The organism is Micromonospora sp. NPDC005298 (genome assembly GCF_040607375.1).
Taxonomy (GTDB): Bacteria; Actinomycetota; Actinomycetes; order Mycobacteriales; family Micromonosporaceae; genus Micromonospora.
In genome coordinates, this window is the sequence record NZ_JBEXGP010000002.1 from 44,568 (window position 1) to 64,938 (window position 20,371).

The window sequence follows — 20,371 nt, forward strand, 5'->3', positions numbered from 1 at the left end:
GTCAGGCCTCCGGAGCGTGGCGTGGCCGGGGTGCCCGTGCGCCGAGGTGGTCGACCACCCGGTGGGTGAGTGCGCCGAGGGCGTCGATCTCCGCCGGGGTGAGCAGGTCGATCAGGTGCCGGCGGACGGCGGCCACGTGGCCGGGGGCGGCGGACTCGATGGCCAGGCGACCGGCGGGGGTGAGTGCGACGACCGAACCCCGGGCGTCGTCGGCGCACTCCTCGCGGGTCACCAGGCCCCGCTGCTGCATGCGGGTGAGGTGGTGCGAGAGCCGGCTGCGCGACCAGAGCATCAGGTCTGCCAGCTCCCGCAGCCGCAACCGCCCGTGCGGCGTCTCGGAGAGGTCGGACAGCACGTCGTAGTCGGCCTCGGAGAGGCCGGCGTCCTGGGTCAGCTCCCGGGCCAGCTCCAGGTCGAGCAGCCGACGCATCCGGCGGTACCCGCGCCACGCGCGGTCCTCCCGTTCGTCCAGCCACCGGGTCGCTTCCATGGCACCAGCCTAGCGTCTTGGTTGACATGTCATCGAAACGCCTCCTAGGGTCGATGACATGTCAACGAATCGGCTGTGGGACCTGTTCGGCGAGCGGGGACGTGGGGTGCTCGTCACCCTGCGCCGTGACGGCCGGCCCCAACTGTCCAACCTCGACTACCTGGCCGAGCCGGGGTTGATCCGCTGCTCCACCACCGGCGACCGGGCGAAGGTGCGCAACCTGCGCCGTGACCCCCGGGCCAGCTTCCACGTCACCACGCCGGACGGCGGCGCGTACGCGGTCGCCGAGGGGACCGTGACACTCACCGAGCCGGCCGCGGCCGTCGACGACGCGGCTGTCGACGAACTCGTCGAGGTCTACCGGCGGATCTGCGGCGACCACCCGGACTGGGCTGACTACCGCGCCGCGATGGTCGCCGACGGGCGGGTCGTCCTCCGGCTCGCCGTCGACCGCGTCTACGGATGGCCCGGATGAGCGGGCTGGCGTGGCCGGCCCCAGCAGGCTGACTAGGGTCTGAGCATGGTCGCAACTATCCGGTATGAGGACATCGTCAAGGTCCCGAAGGCGCTGCTGCACGACCACCTCGACGGCGGACTGCGGCCGGCGACGATCGTCGAACTGGCGGCGGAGGTCGGCCACGAGCTGCCCACCACCGACCCGGACGCGCTCGGACGCTGGTTCGTCGAGGCGGCCGACTCCGGCTCACTGGAGCGCTACCTCGAGACGTTCGCGCACACCGTGGCGGTCATGCAGACCGCGCCGGCGCTGCGGCGGGTGGCCCGCGAGTGCGCGCTCGACCTGGCCGCCGACGGGGTGGTCTACGCCGAGGTGCGGTTCGCACCCGAGCAGCACCTCGAGCAGGACCTCAGCCTCGACGAGGTGGTCGAGGCGGTCCTCGCCGGGTTCGCCGAGGGCACCGCGCAGGCCGTCGAGGCGGGCCTGACCATCCGGGTGGGCACCCTGCTCACCGCGATGCGGCACGCCGCGCGTTCCCAGGAGATCGCCGAGCTGGCGGTGCGGCACCGGGACGCCGGGGTGGTCGGCTTCGACATCGCCGGCGCCGAGGCCGGCTTCCCGCCCACCCGGCACCTGGACGCCTTCGAATACCTCCAGCGGGAGAACTTCCACTTCACCATCCACGCCGGCGAGGCGTTCGGGCTGCCGTCGATCTGGCAGGCCATCCAGTGGTGCGGCGCCGACCGGCTCGGCCACGGGGTACGCATCGTCGACGACATCGCGCCCGACGGCACGCTCGGCCGGCTCGCCGCGTACGTGCGGGACAAGCGCATCCCGCTGGAGCTGTGCCCGTCGTCGAACGTGCAGACCGGTGCCGTTGACTCGATCGCCGACCACCCGATCGGCCTGCTGCGGGACCTGCGGTTCCGGGCCACCGTCAACACCGACAACCGGCTGATGAGCGGCACCTCGATGTCCCGCGAGATGGCGCTGCTGGTGGAGACCTTCGGCTACGGCTGGCGTGAGTTGCAGTGGTTCACCATCAACGCGATGAAGAGCGCCTTCATCCCGTTCGACGAACGGCTGCGGATCATCGACGAGGTGATCAAGCCGGCGTACGCCAAGCTGCTGGCCTGATCCCTCAGCCGTGCGGGTGGCCGGCGAGCAGGCCGGCCACCCTGCGCAGCACCACCCGCGCGCGGGCCGCCTCGGCGCCCAGCCCGGTCTGCCGGCGCAGCACGGCGGGCTCGGCCCGCAACAACGCCACCCCTCGCCGGACCAGTACCCGGGGTGCCTTGCGCTGCTCGGCGAGGTCGCGGGCCAGCCGCCGTACGAAGGTCGCCCCACGCGGGCGACGCAGCGCGTACGCCCCGGCCAGGAGCCCTCGACGACGGCACTCCTCGACGATCTCGGCGGCGAAGATCCCCTCTGCCACGAAAATTGGCGATCCGGCGACATCAAATGGCCGGGTGGCCACCCTTCGATCTGCGCCGATCGCATAAACCGGCACATCGGCCCGGCCGTCGCGAGCCAGTTGGGCAATCGTTTCCACAGCCGTCGACGCGTCCCAGGAGTCGGGTGATTCCCAATCGACCTGGCCGTTTCGGTGCGGCAACGTAGGGTCATCGCCGTCTTTGTAGAAGTCGTCCAGGCAGAGCACCGGCAGGCCGGTTTGCTGCGCAATGTACGACTTTCCGGAGCCCGAAGGACCGGCGAGCAGGACAACGCGGTGCGGATGTTTCATTACCTTCAGTTACTCCGGCCAGACGGACTGCTATCAAATCGTATCAACATCTCATCACACCTTCGGCGGGTGACAACCTGGGCTTTCTTCTTGCCGGGCGTCGTGATGGAATCTCGGGGGTCCGACCCGCCGGGTCGGTCGCTGAGCGTTGCCCGGGGCAACGCGTTCAAGCTGTAATCGCGAGGGCGGTGACGTGAGCAAACGGCCAAAGACGGCGGGCTCCTTCCTGTCGCGGCTGCGCCGGCCGGCCAGCCGGCTCCGGGACATGCCGATCTGGTCAAAGCTCGGTCTCATCATGATCGTGCCGACCATCGCCACGGTCGTCGTGGGCACCAGTGGTCTCGTCGACCACCTGGAGACCCTCAGCAACGCCAACCGAGCTGGCGACCTGGCCAACCTGTCGAGCTACTCGGGCGACCTGGTCGACACACTGCAGGACGAGCGGACCGCCGCCGTACTGCTGCTGCAGGCGGCCGGGACCCAGCCCAAGGCCCAGTACCAGGAGGCCTACAGCCGGGTGAACTCCCGGGTGGACCAGCGGACCGGCCCCTACCGGCAGCAGCGCGCCGAGGTCGAGGACCTGCCCAGCAGCCTGGAGAGCCAGCTCGACGGGATCGACCAGTCCCTGAAGGACCTGCCGGGCGTTCGCAGCCAGGTGTTCAGCGGCAAGCTCAAGCTCACCGAGACGATCCAGGCGTACGAGGGTCTGATCAGCGACCTGCTCGCCATCCGTGACTCGGCCACGCAGCTCGCCGGTGACAACGACCTGAGCGACCGGATGCGCGCCGCCGCGGCGGTCGCCCGGGAGAAGGAGTTCCTCTCCGCACGCCGGGTCGTCGTGCACCGCGCGCTCGGCGCGCAGCAGCGGATGACCCCGGTGCTGCGCACCGACTACATCGCCAGCGGCACCGGCCAGCAGCAGGCACTGCAGAGCTTCAAGGCCGTGGCCAGCCCGGACGAGGCGAAGTTCCACGACCAGACGGTCGCCGGCGGTGACCGCCGGGAGGCGCAGAACTACACCGGCTGGATCGACGGCAACATCACCGGCGACATGCGCGGTGCGCCGTTCGGCCCGGACCAGTGGGAGTCCGCCATGACGGCGAACGCCAAGCTGATCCGCGCCGTCGAGACGAAACTCGACAACGACGTGGTCGCCGAGGCCGACAGCCTGCGCTCCGACGTCCAACGTCAGGTCTTCCTGGAGACCGGCCTGCTGCTCAGCATGCTGCTGCTGGCCATCCTCTTCGCCTACCTGGTCGCCCGCTCGATGGCCCGCTCGTTGCGTGAGCTGCGCCAGGGCGCCCTGTCCGTCGCCCAGTACGGCCTGCCACAGGCGGTCGCCCGGCTGCGTGACCCGCAGGTCGTCGGTCAGCTCTCCCCGGTGCAGCTGGCCAACCAGATCGCCGAGCCACTGCCGGTCCGCAGCAAGGACGAGTTCGGTCAGGTGACCGAGGCGTTCAACGCCGTCCACCTGGAAGCCGTCCGCACGGCCGCCGAGCAGGCGGCGCTGCGCGCCTCCGTCGCGACCATGTTCGTCAACCTGGCCCGCCGTTCCCAGATCCTGGTCGACCGCCTCATCGGGCACCTCGACCGGCTGGAGCGCGGCGAGGAGGACCCGGACCGCCTGGCCGAGCTGTTCCAGCTCGACCACCTGGCCACCCGGATGCGCCGCAACGACGAGAACCTGCTGGTGCTCGCAGGCGCCGACTCCACGCGTGTGCAGCGCGAGCCGGCCGCCCTCATCGACGTGCTGCGCGCCGCCCAGTCCGAGGTCGAGCACTACACCCGGATCGAGTTCGGGGTCATCGACCGCGACATCGAGGTCGCCGCGCACGCCGTCAACGACCTCGTGCACCTCGTAGCCGAGCTGTTCGACAACGCCACCGCGTTCTCGCCGCCCGACTCGCAGGTGATGGTCGAGGCCCGTCGGGTCGGCGACCGCGCCTCGCTCTACGTCGAGGACCGCGGCATCGGGATCAGCCGCGAGCAGTTGCAGGACCTCAACGAGCGCCTGGCGACTCCGCCGCAGGTGGACGTGGCCGTCTCCCGGATGATGGGCCTGGTCGTGGTCGCCCGACTGGCGTCCCGGCACGGAGTCCGGGTCGAGCTGCGTCCCGGCTCCGACCGGGGCACGGTCGCCGACGTGACCCTGCCCACCTCGGTGCTGGTGCCCCGGGCGCTCTCCGGTCGGGTGCAGCAGCCCCCGGCCCTGCCCGCCTCCGCCGGCGGCCAGCAGGGTGGGCCCGCGCCCACCTTCGGCGCGCTGCCGGCGCTGGGCAACGGCCCCCGCCCGAGCGCGAGCGAGTCCGGCAACCAGGTCACCCTGGGCGGTCGACCGTTCGACCCAGCACCGCGCAACGGTGCCGGCACCCCCGCCAACTCCGGCGGGTACCGCTCGATGCCCGCCTGGTCCGACCTGACCGGCGCGGCGGGCACGAACGGCGGCGACGGGTTCACGCCCCGCCCGGCCAACGGCCAGCCGATCGACCCGCTGCCGCAGCGCCGGGCCGGCGACGATTCCCCGAACACCGGTCAGCAGCAGTCCATCCCGCGGCAGCTGCCCAGCAGCCCGGAGGCACACCCGTACTCGGCGCCGCCGGTCTCCGCGCAGCCGTACTCCGGCGCGCCGGTGTCGGCCACGCCGGCGTCCGGTCAGCCGTACTCGGGCCAGCCCTACTCGGGTGCGCCGTACGGCGGTCCGCCGGTGTCCGCCGCCCCGGCGTCGGGTCAGCCGTACGGCGGCCCGCCGGTGTCGGCGTCCCCGGTGTCGGCCTCGCCGGCGTCCGGCCATCCGTACTCCGGTCAGCCGTACTCGGCGCCGCCGGCCTCCTCCGGTCAGCCGTACTCGGCGCCGCCGGCCTCCTCCGGTCAGTCGTTCAGCGGTTTCGTGCCCCGCTCCGCCCCACCCGCCCAGGCGCCCAGCGCACCGGCGCCGCCGGCCTGGCCGCCGGTGCCGGGTGGCGAGCGTGAGGCGGCGACCCCGCCGGTGCCCGAGCGGTTCGCCGCCGCCCTGGACATGACGACGGAGCTGCCGAGGGTGCCCCGGCCCGGCGACCAGCCGACCACCGCGGCCCAGCCGCCGGCGCCGACTCCGGCCCCGGCGCCCACTCCGGCTCCGGCGCCACAGAGCCGGCCGGCGCCGCAACAGCCGCAGGCCCAGAACCGGCAGCGGTACGCGGACGAGACGATGGAGCTGCCGATCTTCCGGGAGCTCGAGTCGGCCTGGTTCCGTACCCGCCGTCCGGGTCCCGAGGAGGCGGCGGCAGCTGCCAAGCCGGCGACGAACGGCGGCGCCGCGACGCAGCAGTTCGCCACGGTCGAGGCGAGCGGACCGGCAGTCCACAAGACACCACCCGGGACGACAGGTAACACACCGATGGCAGACACTCCGACGGCCGGAGGAGCGCCGCGGGACAACGGGTCGACAGCGAACGGGGGCGCACGCCCCAGCCTCGCCGAGAGCCTGCCGAACCGCCGGCCCCAGCAGCAGCAGACCAACGGTTGGCAGACCGCCGCCGACGACGGCTGGCGTGCCGCCTCGGCAGCGGCCACCGCGGTACCGGTGGCCGAGACCACCACGACCGGTCTGCCGAAGCGCAAGCCGATGGCGCAGCTCGTGCCGGGCGCGGTGGAGAAGCCCACCACCTCGGTCCAACGGCGCTCCCCGGAGGCGGTCCGTGGCCTGCTCTCCGCCTACCACCGGGGCGTGCAGCGAGGGCGTAGCACCTCGGACAACCCGACCAGCCCGGAGGCGACTCCGGGAGGGCAGCAATCCTCGCAGTCTGGCTCAGGCCCAGCGGCCGGGAGCGGGCAGAAGGAGCAAGAAGGATGACAACTACGCAGGATCTTGGTTGGCTGCTGGCCAACTTCGCCGACCGGGTACCCGGTGTCGCACACGCGGTCGCCGTCTCGGCGGACGGCCTGCTTCTCGCGTCGTCACGGGACCTGCCGCGGGACCGGGCCGACCAGTTGGCCGCCATCGCGTCCGGCCTGGTCAGCCTCACCCAGGGAGCAGCCCGCTGCTTCGAGGGAGGCGCCGTGCTGCAGACCGTCGTGGAGATGGACAATGGCTTCCTGTTCCTGATGTCCATCTCGGACGGCTCGTCCTTCGCCGTGCTGGCCGCTCGCAGTTCCGACGTGGGCCAGGTCGGCTACGAGATGGCGCTGCTGGTCGACCGGGTGGGCGACGCGTTGACCCCGCAGCCGCGTGCGGCCGCGGGGATGCTGGGCTGACCCCCGGCCGATCGTGAGGTCGGCGCAACTGCAAGGACGACAACGACGAGTTCCACCGGTGGGAGCCGGTACCGGGTGCGAAGGAGGTGAGCGGCGACATGGCCGATCGTGACGAACCGACCGGAGCGTTGGTCCGTCCATACGCCGTGACCCGTGGTCGTACCCGCCCCCGGCTGGACATCGCGCTGGAGGCGCTCGTCGAGACGACGGTGCGCGGTCGCGCCGCTGCCAATGGCAACGGTGGTGGTCGCGAACACCAGTACATCGCCGCGCTGTGTGACGGACGCGTGCAATCGCTCGCCGAGATCGCGGCGCGGATGCAGCTCCCGCTCGGTGTGGCCCGGGTGCTCATCGCCGATATGGCGACGGACGGCCTGGTCGCGGTCCACGAGCCGACCATCCTGGACGACTCCGACGACGCGGTGGGCACTGAACTGCTGGAGAGGGTGCTGAGTGGACTTCGCAGGCTCTGACATGTCGCACCGCCCGCCGAACCCGAGCGGCCGCGTGACGTCGGCGAAGATCGTTATCGCCGGTGGATTCGGCGTCGGTAAGACGACGCTGGTCGGCTCGGTCTCGGAGATCACGCCGCTGACCACCGAGGCCATCATGACCTCGGCCGGTGTGGGCGTCGACGACACCCGGCAGGTGCCGGGCAAGACGACGACCACCGTGGCCATGGACTTCGGCCGGATCTCGATCGACCGTGACCTGATCCTGTACCTGTTCGGTACGCCGGGTCAGACCCGTTTCTGGTTCATGTGGGACGAACTGGTCCGGGGTGCCATCGGCGCGGTCGTGCTGGTGGACACCCGCCGGCTGGCGGACTGCTTCGCGGCGATCGACTTCTTCGAGCACCGGCGGCTGCCGTACCTGGTGGCCATCAACTGCTTCGACGGGATGCAGTACCACGACCCGCAGGACGTCCGGGACGCCTTGGCGATCTCCAGCGACGTGCCGGTGGTGGCCTGCGACGCCCGTAACCGGGAGTCGACGAAGCACGTGCTGATCTCGCTGGTCGAGTACGTGCTCACCATGCGCCGTACGCGCGCCGTCGCCCCGGCCTGACCGGGACGGTTCCACGCCCGGTGGTGGCTCCGGCCGCCACCGGGCGACGCATCCTGCCCAGCGCCGGCCGTCACGTCGACGGTCGGCGCGGCTTCGTGCGTGGCCCTGCTCGCGCCGGTCACCGGTACACGAATCGCGCCCCCAGTCGGCTGACTGAGGGCGCGATCGTCGTTTACGGACTGTGGGGTCAGGACTGGTAGCCGGCGGAGCGGTACTCGTACTCCCGGTCGTCGTCGCGGTCGCCGTGGTCGCGGCTGAAGTCCCAGCCGCCGGCGGCCTCGCGACCCGGCCGGCCGCCCACCGCGAACCCCCCGATCTCCTGCCCCCGGCGCCAGCCGCGGAAGTAGCCGGTGGTGTTCTCCGCGAGACTCGCCGCGTCACGCACTATCCGCAGTGGACGCTCCTCGCGCAGCGGTGAACCGGGGACCAGGTTGGCCTGCGGCACCCGCTTCGGCAGCCCAGCGGTCGTCTCGGCGCCCACCGCGGGGCGGGCCGCCTGCTCGGCCGCCTGCCACCCGGTGTCGGCCGTGGTCGACCAGTCCAGGTCGGTCTCCTCGGTCTGCCCGACGAACCAGGCCGACTTCGCCTGCGCGAAGATCAACAGGTCGCCGTCGCCCTCGTCGGCCACCGGTGGTGGCCGGTGCTCGACCGGGGGAGACGGGCGATGCTCGGGCGCACGCTCGACCCGGGGTGCGGGACGGCCACCGCGAGCCGCCTGCTCCCGGTCGACGAGCCGCAGCGGCGGGGTGTCCAGATGCGCGTCGGCGGGTGGGTTGAGCCCTTCGCGCAGCGCCCGGTCGGCCAGCGGCGGCGGCTCCACCAGCCGCAGCATGGGCGGCTCCTGCGGCAGGTCGTCCGCGAGCCAGGGCGGGGTGACCCGGCCGTCGGCCCGACCCGGGTCGGTCGGGGCGTCGACGCCACGGCCGCCGCCGTACGGGTAGGCGACCGGGTTGTTCGCCGAGCTGTCGCCCGGGTCCTCCGGGTTGTTGACCAGCGGCCAGTTGGCCCGGGATCCCGGCGGCGGGGAGTCCTGGCCGGGCCGGGGCGCCGGCACGGGGATGCTGAGGTCGGTGGCGCTGAACCCGCCGGTGGGGGGTTCGTCCACCGGGCGCTGCTGGTGGCTCGGCCGTGGCTCGCCGTTGGTCTTCGGGCGGGGCGGGATGACCGTGCGCTGCCGTTCGGCCCGCGCGTGGTTGATCGCGGCGGTGGTCAGCGTCGGCCGGAACGGCTCGCCCGCCTCGGCCGGCGGCACCGTGCCCCGCTGCGTCGGGGCGATCGGGGTGATCCCCGGCGGTGGGGGCGGCGGCGAGGAGACCGGCCGGTTGGTCGGACCGTCGATCCGGCTCGGCTCGCCGCGTACCGGCAGGGCGGACACCGGCGGGCCGGCGACGGCGGCCGGGGCCATCGGCGCGGGCGCGACCGGGGGCGGGGTGACGGGGGCCGGGGCGACCGGCGGTGGCCCGAGTGGGCGGGGCGTGGCAAGCGGCGCGCTGCCGGGGGCGGGCTCGGGGCGGCTCCGCCGGCCCAAGCCGGGAGTCGGGTCGGCGCCGGCCGGCGTCGGCCGGACCGCGCGCAGGCCGGTGCCGGTGCTACCCAGGCCGGCGCCGGTGTTGGTCAGACCGGCGCCGGTGTTGGTCAGGCCGGTCAGCTCGCCGACCGACTCGCCACGGCGGGCGGCTGCACGCCGACCGGGGGCGGGCGCGGGAGCGCTCACGCGGGCGCCCAGAGCGCTCACCAGCGCCTCGCAGCCGGCGTCGCAGGCTCGGACCGAGGCGACCGCCTGGCGGACCGTCTCGGCCACCGCGGAGGTGAGCGCCCGGTTCACCGCCGCGCGGCGGGGCGTCTCGGAGATGGCGACCCGCAGCGCGGTCACCGCGTCGTTGATCTCTTCGGCGTCGGCCACCCCGTCCGCGGCGAGGTGCGCGGCGATGGCGTCCGCCGCGACCGACACCTCCCGGCCGCGAGCGACGGTGCCGCCGAGCATGCCCGGCTCGGGCAGCGCGTCGAGCACCGCCAGGGAGACGGGCTCGGCCGGGTCCGGGTACGCCCGCAGCGCCGCCGGGTACAGCTCACGCAGGACCTCGCGCAGCGCCACGGCGGCGGAGTGCCGGCCACTTGCCAGGGCGGCGTGCGCGGCGAGCACCTGCTTGTAGCCGGCCAGGTCCCGGGGTGCGGGAAGGGTGACCGCGGAGAGCGCGCCCGCCTGCAACGCGCGGGCCAGGCCCACGGCGCGTCGTTCGGCCGGCGGTGACTGCATCTCCTCCAGGGAGTCGTCGTCGGCGAACCGCTCGGCGAAGTCGTCCACCGAGTCGTCGTCGGCGATCGCCAGGGGTCGACCGGCGGCGCTCAACAGCGAGGTGACCGTGTGGTCGTCGCTGTCGGCGGCGATGGCCGCACCGCTCGGCCCGCCCGACCGCTCCACGAGCAGCGCGACGAGCTGGGCGTAGCCAGCGGCGTCGTCGCTGATCTCGCAGACATGCAGCAGACGGCCTGCGTCGTCGACCACTGCGGACGTCAGCGTCGAACCGGCCGAGGCCGGTCGGTCAGCCGAGTCCGCCGAGGCCAGACCGCAGTACACGCGCACGAGCGCCACGGCGTCGTCCTCCTCCCGGGACAGGTCTTTCCTCTGCCAGCAACTGATGCTCCCCGGAACGGGTCAGTCGCGCCAGTCCACGACCGCAGAGATCTTGCCGACAATGGTGCGCCAGCCCAGACTCGCGGTCTGTGCCCCGATCTTCTTGAGCCGCCGACGGCCCATGAATCCGCCGATCCCGCCGTTGACTGTCGCCCGGAGCGCCTCGTCCAGGTTGTCGAGGCTGGAGCCGGCGGAGAGCATGTCGAGTACCGCAGGCAGCCGCAACGCGTACGACAGGTCGCGAGCGACCTCGCCGGCCTCGATCAGCAGGGTCGAATCCCAGGCGTCGTGCCCGCCGCGCAGGTTCTCCACAACGAGGTCGAGTTCGTACGTGTCCTCGTCGAGCGGCGCGATATCGGCCGGCTCCACCCGTTCGGACAATTCATTCCAGCTGTCCAGTTGAGACAGATCATTGGGCGCGCCGGACCGGATGAAACTGACGAGCGACTCGGGTGTCTTGAACAGCAGCAGCTTGCCGCGGTGGCTGAGGAAGACCGGCACCTCCTCGTCGTCCGCCTCGTCCGTGGCGTCCTCGTCGTCGGCCTCGTCGGTCTCGGTCTCGGTGTCGGCGGTCGCGTCGCCGTCCCGCCGGCGACGCGTCGCCCCGTCGTCCTCGTCGCTCTCGGCGAACTCCTCGGCCAGTTCCTCGTCGAGGATGACGACGGTCTCGTCGTCCTCCTCCTCGACGACCTGACGGCGGGCGAGGAACGGGTCGTCCTGGTCGCGCTCGGTCACGTCGGTCGGGGTCAGCACCCCCGCCGGCCGGTACGCGCGCAGCGTGAAGCCGGTGCCGGCGGGCAGGGCGATCTCCACCGGGTCGATCCGCACCTCGTCCCAGAGTGACCGGTCGGCCGACGTCGGCGCGACGCCGGTGTCCTCGGTGTCATCTGGCTCGGCCGCGCCGGTGGTGTCGTCGAGCTCGGGCTCGTCGGCGTCGGGCCGTTGGGGCGACTGGCGGGCCACGCTGACCTCCGTGTGCTTCGGGTTGCCCACCCGCCGGCGTCTCGGACCGGCGAGTGACTCTGGGCACATACCCTAGTCGGCTGCTCGGGAAGACCGGAGCCCGCACCCCGATGGCGTCTCGACGCACCCGCCCGGGCCTGCGGATCGCCACCGGTGGCGGACCGGCCGCCCAACAAGTAGCGTAGCTACACATGAAGGCCCAGGCGCTGCACGGCCACCTCGACGCCCTGCTGCTCGCCGTTCTCGAACAGGGCGCGCTGCACGGGTACGCGATCATCGAGGCCCTGCGGGCCCGCAGCGACGGCAGCCTCGACCTGCCCACCGGCACCATCTACCCGGCGCTCAGGCGGCTGGAGCGGGCCGGGCACGTGGCGAGCACGTGGAGCACCGTCAACGGGCGCGAGCGGCGCACGTACCAGCTGACCGACGCCGGCCGTCGCGCGCTGGCCGGGGAACGCGCCGGCTGGCACGAGTTCCGGTTGACCGTCGGCCGATTCCTCGACCCCGGCGCCGCGCCCGGCGCCCCGGTCTGAGCCCCGGCGCGGCCCCGCACGGCTCAGCCCGAGGTGGCCAGCACCCAACCGCGTGCCGCGCGGGCCAGCGAGAAGTAGGCCGCGCCGGCCAGCACCACGCCGATGATCATCGGGGGCCAGGTCAGCGCCGCGTCCCAGAGACCGAGTGACCAGGCGAAGAGCGCGCCGCCGGTGAGCGCACCGAGGACCAGCACACCGGTCAGGCCGGCACCCACCGCGCGCTGCGCGACGGCCAGGCCCGGCGATGCCGTACGGGCGCTCGCCGCGACCACCAGCAGGCCGGCCACCGAGAGCAGCAGCGCGCCCACCCAGATCCAGTTCACCGAGGCGGAGAGCAGCAGGTAGACGGCCGGCGGGCGGGGGCCGTCACTCCAGCTCGCCCCCTGCCAGGTGAGGTCGCCGGCGGCCACCCCCACCGCGGCGATGGCCAGCATCCGCAGGGCGAACCCGCGCAGGGCTGCCGTCGCCAGCTCGGCCTGCCAGGACGGCAGCAACTGCGCCGGCGAGCCGAACTCGGCCACCGCGCGGCGCTGCGCCTCGGTGGGCGGCACCCCGCTGTCGCGGTACGCCTCAGCGGCGTCCAGCAGCCCGTGCCGGGCCTCGGTGAGCAGGTCGGACTTCAGGCGTGCCGGGCCCTGCAACCGCGCGGCCAGTTCGCGCAGGTGCTCGTCGACCAACACGTCCTCACAGCGCGGCATGGCACCACCCTGCCACGACTTCGACGCGCCGACGTCCGGGGTAACCCTGGTCCGTCCCCGAGCCGGATCAGGGGGCCAGTGCCAGGTATCCGCGTTCGGCGGCCTCCTGCAGCAGCCACTGGTCCCGGTACCAGCCGGGGGCGGCGACCAGGTCGACGTGCCGGCCGCGTTGGATCACCCGGCCGCCGTCGAGGACGACGATCTCGTCGAGACCGGCCAGACCGCTGAGCCGGTGGCTGATCAGCAGCACCGAGTGCCCGACGGGGGTGGCGGCGAGGGCGGAGGCGAGCACCGCGTCCGCCGCGGCCGGGTCCAGGCCCTCGGTGGGCTCGTCGAGCACCAGCACGGGCGGCGCGGCGAGCAGCGCCCGGGCGAGCGCGAGCCGCTGCCGCTGGCCACCGGAGAGCTGGCCACCCTCCTCGCCGACCAGCGTGTCCCAACCGGCCGGCTGGGCGCGTACCCAGTCCAGCAGGCCGGCGGCGGCGGTGGCCTCGGCCAGCTCGTCGTCGTCCGCGTCGGCGCGCCCGAGCAGGAGGTTCTCCCGCACCGTCGCGTGGAAGACGTACGCCTCGGCGAGCAGCCCGCCGACCGCGCGGGGCAGCTCCTGCTCGGTGTACGTCGACAGGTCCCGGTCGCCCAGCTCGACGCGGCCGGACGAGGGCCGGACCGCCCCGGTCAGCACGGCGGCCAGGGTGCTCTTGCCGGCGCCGCTCGGGCCGACCACCGCGATCCGCCGACCGGCGGGCAGGTCCAGGTCGACGCCGTCCAGGGCGGGCGCGGCGCCGGGGCGGTACCGCACGGTCAGCTCCACGAAGCGCAGGTCGTACGGGCCGGCCGGCGCGGTGCCGCCGTCGGCAGCCGGGGGAGTGGGCGCGTCCTCGTCGAGCAGGGCGGCCACCCGGGTCAGTCCCGGGCGCAGCTGGGTCCACTGTCGGGCCGCCCCGACCAGGGCCAGCGCCACCTCGACGGCGGCCAGCGAGCCGACGGCGAGCACACCGACCAGCACTCCCGGTACGTCCGCGGCCAGCGCGGCCAGCACCACCGCGCCGGTGGTCAGTCCGGCGACCAGCACCCCGGCCGCGTCCACCGCGAACCCGGTGGCGGCCAGTCGGCGTTCCAACCGGGCCAGCCGGCCGGCCCGCTGCTCGGCGGCGCGCAGGGCGGTGTCGGTGGCGCCGAACGCGGCCAGGTCGGCGGCGCCGTGGGTGAGGTCGACCGCGTCGGTGGCCAGCGCGCCGCGCAGCGGGGCCACCTCGGCCGCGCTGCGCCGGGTGACCACGGTGGCCAGCGCGGGCAGCGCCACCCCGGCGACGAGCAGCCCGGCGGCGAGCGCCGCGCCGGCCAGCGGCGAGATCAGCGTCGCGCCGCCGACGGCCAGCACCCCGACCAGGGCCGCCGCCGCGCCGGGCACCAGCACCCGCAGCAGCAGGTCCTGGACGGCTTCGACGTCGGAGACCAGCCGGCTCAGCACGTCCCCGGAGCGGTGCCCGGCGGTGCGGCGGGCGGCGAGGGTGGCGAAGACCCGGGCCCGCACGTCGGTGATCATGCGGAGCACCGCGTCGTGTCCGGCGAGCCGTTCGGTGTACCGGAACACGCCCCGGCTGATGGCGAGCGCCCGCACCGCGACGATCGCCACGGTGAGCCGGTCCAGGGGCGGCTGACCGGCTGCGCTCATCAGCAGCCAGGTCGCGGTGGCCATCAGGGCCAGCCCGGCGAACTCGGTGGCGGCCGCGAGCAGCCCCGCGCCGACCAGCCGACCCAGGTACGGCCGGGCCAGTCGCAGCACCGCGCGTTCGGCGGCCGTCCGCCCGGCCGGTGCCGGGTCGACGTCCCGCGTGGGGTCCACCGGGTCCGGTCCGCCGGTCGGTGGCCCGGGTGCCGCGGTCATCGGGCCACCTTCCCGGTCGGCATCGGTGTCAGTTCGGTGAGCCGACCGTCCTCGATCCGCAGGATCCGGTCGGCGTCGGCCAGCAGCGCCGGCCGGTGCGCGACGAGCAGCGCCGTCCGTCCGGCGACCAGCCGGCGGGTGGCGTCGAGCACCACGGACTCGGAGGCGGTGTCGAGGCGGGCGGTGGGCTCGTCGAGCAGCACCACCGGGGCGTCGCGCAGGAACGCGCGGGCCAGGGCCACCCGTTGCCGTTGACCGCTGGACAGCCCGTGCCCGCGTTCGCCGAGCAGGGTGTCCAGCCCGTCCGGCAGGCCGGCCACCACGTCGTCGAGGGCGGCGTCGCGTACCGCCGCGGTGAGTGCCTCGGGCGGGGTGTCGGGTGCGCCGAGGCGGATGTTGTCGGCCAGCGAGGCGGCGAAGAGGTGGGCGCGCTGCGGCACCCAGGCGAGCTGCCGACGCCAGGCGTCCGGGTCGGCGGTGGCGAGGTCCACGCCGTCCACGGTGATCCGGCCGCTGGTCGGGGTGACGAAGCCGAGCAGCAGGCCGAGCAGTGTGCTCTTGCCGGCGCCGCTCGGGCCGATGACGGCGATCCGTTCGCCGGGTCGGATGGTCAGGGTCACGTCGCGCAGCGCGGTGGTCCGCTCGTACGCCACGGTCACCGACTCGAACCGGATCTCACCCCGCCCGTCGGGAGTGGCCGCGCCCTCGGCCGCCCGGGGTGGGGTGGGCGCCGCCGAGATGGTGAGTGCCTCGTCCAGCGCGGCCAGCCCCTCCATGCTGGCGTGGAAGCGGCTGCCGGCGGCCCGCAGCGGCAGGTACGCCTCCGGGGTGAGCAGCAGCACCAGCAGCGCCGTCTCCAGGGCCAGGCCGCCGCCGAGCAGCCGGATACCGACCGGCACCGCGACGAGGGCCACCGACAGGGTGGCGACCAGCTCCAGCACCAGCGCGGACAGGAACGCGATCCGCAGCGTCTTCATGGTGGCGACCCGGTGGCCGTCGGCCATCCGGCGGACCACCTCGGTCTGCGCCCGGGCGCGGCCGAACGCGCGCAGGGTGGGCAGTCCGGCGACCATGTCCAGGAAGTGCCCGCCGAGCAGGGCGAGTCGACGCCACTGCCGTTCGGTGGCGGCCTGCGCCTGCCAGCCCAGCAGCGCGCCGAAGATCGGGATCAGCGGCAGCGTCAACGCGATGATCACCGCCGAACTCCAGTCGGCGAGGACGATCCGGGCCAGCACGGCCAGCGGCACCGTCACGCTGAGCACCAGTTGCGGCAGGTACCCGGTGAAGTACGCGTCGAGCGCGTCCAGCCCGCGACCGGCGAGGGTGGCGAGCTGACCGGCCCGCTGACCGGCCACCCAACCCGGCCCGTGCCGGCCGACCGCGCCGAGCAGGTCGGCCCGCAGGGCGGCCTTGACCGTGGCGGCAACCCGCGCCGACACCGTGCCCTGCGCCCAGACCAGCGCCGATCGGGCGGTGACCGTGAGCAGGAACCCGGCCAGCGCCGGCCGGTCCAGCCGACCGTCGAAGGCGGTGGCGAGCACCGCCGCGAGGGCTGTGGCCTGTGCCACGATCAGTCCGGCGGCGAGCACACCCAGTAGCGCGAGCACGGCGAGGTCGCGCCGGGCCGCGGGGACCCGGCGCAGGAGACGCGGGTCGAAGGGACGGCGGTTCACCAGTACACCGGTGCCCTGCCGTCGGTCCGTCCCCGGAAAACCCACATGCACATTGCCTGGAAGCCTAGTAGGGCCGGCAGCAGCGGCAGCGCCACCCAGGCGAGCAGCCGCAGCGTCGGCGCACTGGCGGCCGCGTCGGCCACCGTCAGCGAGGCGGCCGGGTCGGTTGTGGACACCAGCACGTAGGGCCACAGGGCCGCCCCGACCAGCGCCACCGGCATCGCCAGGGCCGCGCCGGTGGCGGCCAGAGCCCACCCCGGCCGCCGGCGGCCCAGCGCCGCGCGGGCCGCCAGCAGCGCCGCCGCCAGCAGCACCGGCAGGAGTACGGCCACCGCCGGCCGCTGGACGCTGTCGCGTACCCGGAGAGAGAGCAGGCCCACGACGGTGGCCACGGCGACCGCGGCGAGTGCCACCGGCACCAGCCGGCGGGCGGTGCGGCCGAGCACGGCGGCGTCGGCGGCCGGCAGTCGCAGCGTGAGGAATGTCGCACCGTGCACCGCGACCAGGGCGACCATGGCCAGCCCGGCGGCGGCCGCGAACGGGGTGGCCAGGTGCGTCACGCCGACCACGTGCCCGTCGGCCTGGCGGGGGACACCCTGTAGCAGCGCGGCGAGCAGGACGCCCCAGCCCAGCGCGGCGAGGGCGCTGCCGACCACCACGACCCGGTCCCAGCGGGCCCGGATCCGCTCGTCGGACGGCCGGCTGCGCAACTGCACGCCGACCGTGACCAGGATGACCCCGACCAGGGCGCCGGCGACCGCCGGGTAACAGCCGGACAGCAACTCGCCCTCCAGCATCGGGAACGCGCCGAAGAGGATCCCCACGGCCGCCACCAGCCAGACCTCGTTGCCGAGGAAGAACGGGCCGAGCGCGGTGAGGGCCGCCCGCCGCCCGACCGGGCCACCGCCCCGGGCGAGCAGCAGCCCGACGCCGTAGTCGTAGCCGGCGAGCACCAGGTAGCCGGCGAAGAAGAGGCCGAGCAGGGCGTACCAGGCGAGGTCCACGGGTGATCTCCTCAGGCGAGGGCGGGTTCGGGGTGGGCGGGCTCGTTTGGCGGTGCCGGAGGGCGTCCGAGCGCCGGGTCGTCCGCGCCGCGCGCCGCGTGCCGGGCGAGCAGCACCCAGTTGGTGACCGCGAGGGTGCCGAGCAGCAGGCTGAACCCGATCAGCGAGGTGAGCATCACCGGCGCGCCGACCGCGGAGACGGCCTGGTCGGTGGGGAGCAGCCCGTACGCCACCCAGGGCTGGCGGCCGACCTCGCGGGCGATCCAGCCGAGGATCACCGCGACGAACGGCAGCGGCAGGGCGAGCAGGATCAGCCAGAGCGGGAAGCGCAGTCGGATGACCCAGTCCCGCACGAGCAGCGGGAGCAGGAGCCACACGCAGCCGAGGGTGAGGCCGATCAGGATCATGAAGCCCAGCCCGACGTTCGCCAGCACCGGCGGGGTGTAGTCGCCGGGGCCGAACCGGGTGGTCCACTCGGCGATCAGCGTCTGCGCCTCCGGGCCCTGCCCGAACTTGGTGGGCTGCACCTCGCCGACCGGGCCGAACTGGGCGAAGCCGAAGCCCTGCACCAGCGTGACCGCCAGCGCCGCGGTGACCAGGCCGACCCGCAGCGAGGTGCGGAACAGCACGAAGTCGGGCGTGCGTCGGATCAGGTGCCAGGCGCTGACCGCCGCCATCAGCATCCCGCCGACCAGCAGCGCGGCCGAGACGACGTGCCCGAACGCCATGCCGAGGCTGGGGTTGGTGAGCAGCGCGCCGAAGTCGGTGAGGTGGGCGATCCCGTCGCGGACCTCGTACCCGACCGGGTTCTGCAGCCAGGAGTTGGCCACCATGATCCAGAACGCCGAGGCGTACGCGGTGAGGGCCACACCCCAGAGCAGCGCGAGGTGTACGCCCCTGTGGAGCCGGTGCCACCCGAAGATCCACATCCCGAGGAACGTGGACTCCAGGAAGAACGCCACGAGTGTCTCGATGGCCAGTGGGGCGCCGAAGACGTTGCCGACGTAGCGCGACAGGCCGCTCCAGTTCAGCCCGAACTGGAACTCCATCACGATCCCGGTGGCGATCCCCAGCACGTAGTTGATCACGTAGAGCTGGCCCCAGTAGCGGGTGAGCCGCTCCCACTTCGGGTTGCCGGTCAGCGCCCAGGCGGTCTGCATCCCGACCAGCAGGGTGACCAGCCCGAGTGTGACCACCACGAACAGGAAGTGGATCGACGTGGTGGTGGCGAACTGCAGGCGGGCGAGGAGCAGCGTGTCCATGGCCGGCTCTCCGTAGGTTGGCTCTCTTGTCATAGCCACCCTACACGTAGCGTCCCTACATGTCCGCCTACTACATCCTGTCGTAATGGACTCTACGACAGGGCGTAGTAGTCAGGGGATGGGGAAGATCGCGAAGGAACCTGCTTGTAGTGGCCTCGTGGACCCTCGGATGCCACTGGATCCGGGATCGAGCGCGATCTTGAGAGGGGTCGGCGTCGGCCGTCAGATGGGCGTCGGGCCGGCGCGGGCCGGCGGGTCGTCAGCTCAGGAAGAGGCTGATCGGGAGGGCGACCAACGTGGCGGCGACCGCCAGGGCGGTGGCCCCCAGCACCCGGGGCGGCTGGTCACTGACCAGCAGGCGCTGCACCCGTACGTCGAGGTCCCGGTCGCCCACACCCAGCGCGCCGGCCGGCGTGATCCGGTGGCCGGCGGCGGCGAACCGGCGCAGCGCACCCGCCAGCGGCGCCTCGGCGTGCAGCTCGCGTGCCTTGTCGTCGGCGCGCATCTCGACCAGCAGGGCGACCCGCTCGTGGGCGTCGCGGACCCAGCCGAACCACGGCAGAGCCCGGCAGAGCGCGGTGAACGGCAGCAGCACCAGATCGTGCCGCTCGTGGGCGTGCGCGCGCTCGTGGCTGAGCACCGCCGCCAGCTCGGCCCGATCCAGCAGACTCAACGTGCCGGCGCTCACCACCACCTGCGGCCGCACCCCCGGCAGGCAGTACGCGGCGGCGCTCGGATGGTCCAGCACCAGCGCGCCGGGAGCGGCCGGGTCGTTCCGGGCGACAAGCGAGAGCAGGTCCCGGTGCCGGCGCTGGGCGCGGACGGTGCCGTGGATGCTGCGGGCGGTCGTGGTGACCAGCACCGCGCCGATGCCGATGCCCACCCCGACACCGGCCAGGTGGAACGCGGTCTCCCCGACGGGCAGGGTGCCGTGCGCCAGGTCGGAGGCCAGGGCGAGCAGCGCGCTTCCGGTCGGCAGGTCGTACGCGCTCAGGCCGAGTGCCATCGGCAGGCCCATCGCGGACAGGCCCAGCGCAAGACCGACAGCCTGCCAGCAGACGATCGCCACCCGGGGGCTGCGCCACGTCCAGGTGGAACGGGCCAGGACCTGCGCGGTCAGGTAGCAGGCCAGCATGGTGGCGGCGAAGTGCACGGCGTACGCCATGGCGCGGCCTACCGCTCCGCTGCCTCGTCGGCCGCCCGCCGGCCCGCCGGTCCGTCCACGCGGTCGGTCAGCTCGGCCCCGCCCGGCCCGGTCAGTCCGGCCTCGCTGCCCAACGCGGCGCGCAGCACCTCGGCCTCGGTGCCGGTGACCGAGCGGGCGAAGCGCACGAGTGCGGCGTCCCGGCTGCCGCCCAGGTCGAGGGCGTCGAGCATGAGCTGGGCGATGTGCGCCTCACGGCTGGCCGCCGGCCGGTACCGCCAGGCCCGGCCCTCGCGTTCGCGCTGCACCATGCCCTTGCCGGCGAGCCGGTCCAGGACGGTCATCACCGTCGTGTACGCCAGCTCGCGGCCGTCGAGCGCGTCGGCCACCTCGCGCACGGTCACGCCGTCCGACGTGCCCGGGACCACGTCCCACAGCACGTCCATCACCGCACGCTCAAGATCGCCCAACCGAGTCACGAAATCAATCCTACCCCCGGTAGTAGAACCCCCTGCCACGGCAGCACGCCTGAGCCCCACCCGTCAGCGGACCCGGCCCAGGTCAGGTTTTCCGGGGGAG

General features: G+C 73.7%; 18 protein-coding genes. 7 read left to right on the top strand and 11 right to left on the bottom strand.

The window, feature by feature from the left end:
- Position 1 precedes the first annotated feature (1 nt).
- Positions 2 to 490 carry a MarR family transcriptional regulator gene (locus ABZS77_RS04850; protein WP_354817319.1) on the bottom strand — a complete coding sequence of 163 codons (489 nt, stop codon included), beginning with the start codon at positions 488 to 490 and terminating at the stop codon, positions 2 to 4.
- 58 nt (positions 491 to 548) lie between these two features.
- Between ABZS77_RS04850 and ABZS77_RS04855 the strand changes: the two genes are divergently transcribed.
- Together ABZS77_RS04855 and ABZS77_RS04860 are read left to right on the top strand one after the other, a co-directional pair.
- A complete protein-coding gene (locus tag ABZS77_RS04855; protein ID WP_354817322.1) occupies positions 549 to 965 on the top strand; it encodes a PPOX class F420-dependent oxidoreductase in 417 nt (138 codons plus the stop codon).
- 45 nt (positions 966 to 1,010) lie between these two features.
- Entirely contained in the window at positions 1,011 to 2,084 is a 1,074-nt protein-coding gene (locus ABZS77_RS04860) for an adenosine deaminase (RefSeq protein WP_354817325.1), read from the top strand.
- A 4-nt stretch (positions 2,085 to 2,088) separates the two neighbouring features.
- Here ABZS77_RS04860 and ABZS77_RS04865 read toward each other — a convergent pair whose 3' ends face one another.
- Positions 2,089 to 2,382, bottom strand: coding sequence for a hypothetical protein (locus ABZS77_RS04865; RefSeq protein ID WP_354817328.1), 294 nt, complete (start codon positions 2,380 to 2,382; stop codon positions 2,089 to 2,091).
- A 502-nt stretch (positions 2,383 to 2,884) separates the two neighbouring features.
- Between ABZS77_RS04865 and ABZS77_RS04870 the strand changes: the two genes are divergently transcribed.
- From ABZS77_RS04870 to ABZS77_RS04885, 4 genes are all read left to right on the top strand, one after another.
- The gene (locus tag ABZS77_RS04870; RefSeq protein ID WP_354817330.1) at positions 2,885 to 6,523 is read left to right on the top strand and encodes a nitrate- and nitrite sensing domain-containing protein; all 3,639 of its coding nucleotides are present in this window, start codon (positions 2,885 to 2,887) and stop codon (positions 6,521 to 6,523) included.
- Positions 6,520 to 6,924: a roadblock/LC7 domain-containing protein gene (locus ABZS77_RS04875; protein WP_007455462.1), complete on the top strand. Its 405-nt coding sequence runs from the start codon at positions 6,520 to 6,522 to the stop codon at positions 6,922 to 6,924. The genes ABZS77_RS04870 and ABZS77_RS04875 overlap by 4 nt, the downstream gene beginning before the upstream one ends.
- A gap of 98 nt (positions 6,925 to 7,022) precedes the next feature.
- On the top strand, positions 7,023 to 7,397 hold the full coding sequence (locus ABZS77_RS04880) for a DUF742 domain-containing protein (RefSeq protein WP_354817333.1): 375 nt from the start codon (positions 7,023 to 7,025) through the stop codon (positions 7,395 to 7,397).
- Between the two features lies 1 nt (position 7,398).
- Positions 7,399 to 7,992 (top strand): ATP/GTP-binding protein, encoded by a 594-nt coding sequence (locus ABZS77_RS04885; protein WP_007455465.1) that lies wholly within the window; start codon positions 7,399 to 7,401, stop codon positions 7,990 to 7,992.
- Positions 7,993 to 8,179: 187 nt separating this feature from the next.
- Here the strand turns inward: ABZS77_RS04885 and ABZS77_RS04890 are convergent, their stop codons facing one another.
- Entirely contained in the window at positions 8,180 to 10,609 is a 2,430-nt protein-coding gene (locus ABZS77_RS04890) for a transposase (RefSeq protein WP_354819522.1), read from the bottom strand.
- A gap of 39 nt (positions 10,610 to 10,648) precedes the next feature.
- Positions 10,649 to 11,620 carry a DNA primase gene (locus ABZS77_RS04895; RefSeq protein WP_354817336.1) on the bottom strand — a complete coding sequence of 324 codons (972 nt, stop codon included), beginning with the start codon at positions 11,618 to 11,620 and terminating at the stop codon, positions 10,649 to 10,651.
- 161 nt (positions 11,621 to 11,781) lie between these two features.
- Between ABZS77_RS04895 and ABZS77_RS04900 the strand changes: the two genes are divergently transcribed.
- Complete coding sequence (locus ABZS77_RS04900; protein ID WP_354817339.1) at positions 11,782 to 12,123, top strand: helix-turn-helix transcriptional regulator; 342 nt, start codon at positions 11,782 to 11,784, stop codon at positions 12,121 to 12,123.
- Positions 12,124 to 12,146: 23 nt separating this feature from the next.
- Here the strand turns inward: ABZS77_RS04900 and ABZS77_RS04905 are convergent, their stop codons facing one another.
- The 7 genes from ABZS77_RS04905 to ABZS77_RS04935 form a co-directional block, all read right to left on the bottom strand.
- Positions 12,147 to 12,821: a permease prefix domain 1-containing protein gene (locus tag ABZS77_RS04905; protein WP_354817342.1), complete on the bottom strand. Its 675-nt coding sequence runs from the start codon at positions 12,819 to 12,821 to the stop codon at positions 12,147 to 12,149.
- Between the two features lie 67 nt (positions 12,822 to 12,888).
- On the bottom strand, positions 12,889 to 14,709 hold the full coding sequence (gene cydC, locus ABZS77_RS04910) for a thiol reductant ABC exporter subunit CydC (RefSeq protein ID WP_354817345.1): 1,821 nt from the start codon (positions 14,707 to 14,709) through the stop codon (positions 12,889 to 12,891).
- Entirely contained in the window at positions 14,706 to 16,382 is a 1,677-nt protein-coding gene (gene cydD / locus ABZS77_RS04915) for a thiol reductant ABC exporter subunit CydD (RefSeq protein WP_354817348.1), read from the bottom strand. Before cydD ends, cydC begins: the two co-directional genes overlap by 4 nt.
- Positions 16,379 to 17,386, bottom strand: a complete 1,008-nt coding sequence (locus ABZS77_RS04920) for a cytochrome d ubiquinol oxidase subunit II (protein ID WP_354817351.1) — start codon at positions 17,384 to 17,386, stop codon at positions 16,379 to 16,381. The genes cydD and ABZS77_RS04920 overlap by 4 nt, the downstream gene beginning before the upstream one ends.
- Positions 17,387 to 17,397: 11 nt before the next feature.
- Positions 17,398 to 18,648, bottom strand: a complete 1,251-nt coding sequence (locus ABZS77_RS04925) for a cytochrome ubiquinol oxidase subunit I (protein ID WP_354817354.1) — start codon at positions 18,646 to 18,648, stop codon at positions 17,398 to 17,400.
- 259 nt (positions 18,649 to 18,907) lie between these two features.
- On the bottom strand, positions 18,908 to 19,813 hold the full coding sequence (locus ABZS77_RS04930) for a M56 family metallopeptidase (protein ID WP_354817357.1): 906 nt from the start codon (positions 19,811 to 19,813) through the stop codon (positions 18,908 to 18,910).
- 8 nt (positions 19,814 to 19,821) lie between these two features.
- Positions 19,822 to 20,271, bottom strand: coding sequence for a BlaI/MecI/CopY family transcriptional regulator (locus ABZS77_RS04935; RefSeq protein ID WP_354817360.1), 450 nt, complete (start codon positions 20,269 to 20,271; stop codon positions 19,822 to 19,824).
- Positions 20,272 to 20,371: the final 100 nt, after the last annotated feature.

Excerpts from the sequence above, each read along its gene's own strand:
- ABZS77_RS04850 (WP_354817319.1), bottom strand. The coding sequence starts at position 490 with ATGGAAGCGACCCGGTGGCTGGACGAACGGGAGGACCGCGCGTGGCGC.
- ABZS77_RS04855 (WP_354817322.1), top strand. The coding sequence starts at position 549 with ATGTCAACGAATCGGCTGTGGGACCTGTTCGGCGAGCGGGGACGTGGG.
- ABZS77_RS04860 (WP_354817325.1), top strand. The coding sequence starts at position 1,011 with ATGGTCGCAACTATCCGGTATGAGGACATCGTCAAGGTCCCGAAGGCG.
- ABZS77_RS04875 (WP_007455462.1), top strand. The coding sequence starts at position 6,520 with ATGACAACTACGCAGGATCTTGGTTGGCTGCTGGCCAACTTCGCCGAC.
- ABZS77_RS04880 (WP_354817333.1), top strand. The coding sequence starts at position 7,023 with ATGGCCGATCGTGACGAACCGACCGGAGCGTTGGTCCGTCCATACGCC.
- ABZS77_RS04885 (WP_007455465.1), top strand. The coding sequence starts at position 7,399 with ATGTCGCACCGCCCGCCGAACCCGAGCGGCCGCGTGACGTCGGCGAAG.
- ABZS77_RS04900 (WP_354817339.1), top strand. The coding sequence starts at position 11,782 with ATGAAGGCCCAGGCGCTGCACGGCCACCTCGACGCCCTGCTGCTCGCC.
- ABZS77_RS04905 (WP_354817342.1), bottom strand. The coding sequence starts at position 12,821 with ATGCCGCGCTGTGAGGACGTGTTGGTCGACGAGCACCTGCGCGAACTG.
- cydC (WP_354817345.1), bottom strand. The coding sequence starts at position 14,709 with ATGACCGCGGCACCCGGGCCACCGACCGGCGGACCGGACCCGGTGGAC.
- ABZS77_RS04925 (WP_354817354.1), bottom strand. The coding sequence starts at position 18,648 with ATGGACACGCTGCTCCTCGCCCGCCTGCAGTTCGCCACCACCACGTCG.
- ABZS77_RS04930 (WP_354817357.1), bottom strand. The coding sequence starts at position 19,813 with ATGGCGTACGCCGTGCACTTCGCCGCCACCATGCTGGCCTGCTACCTG.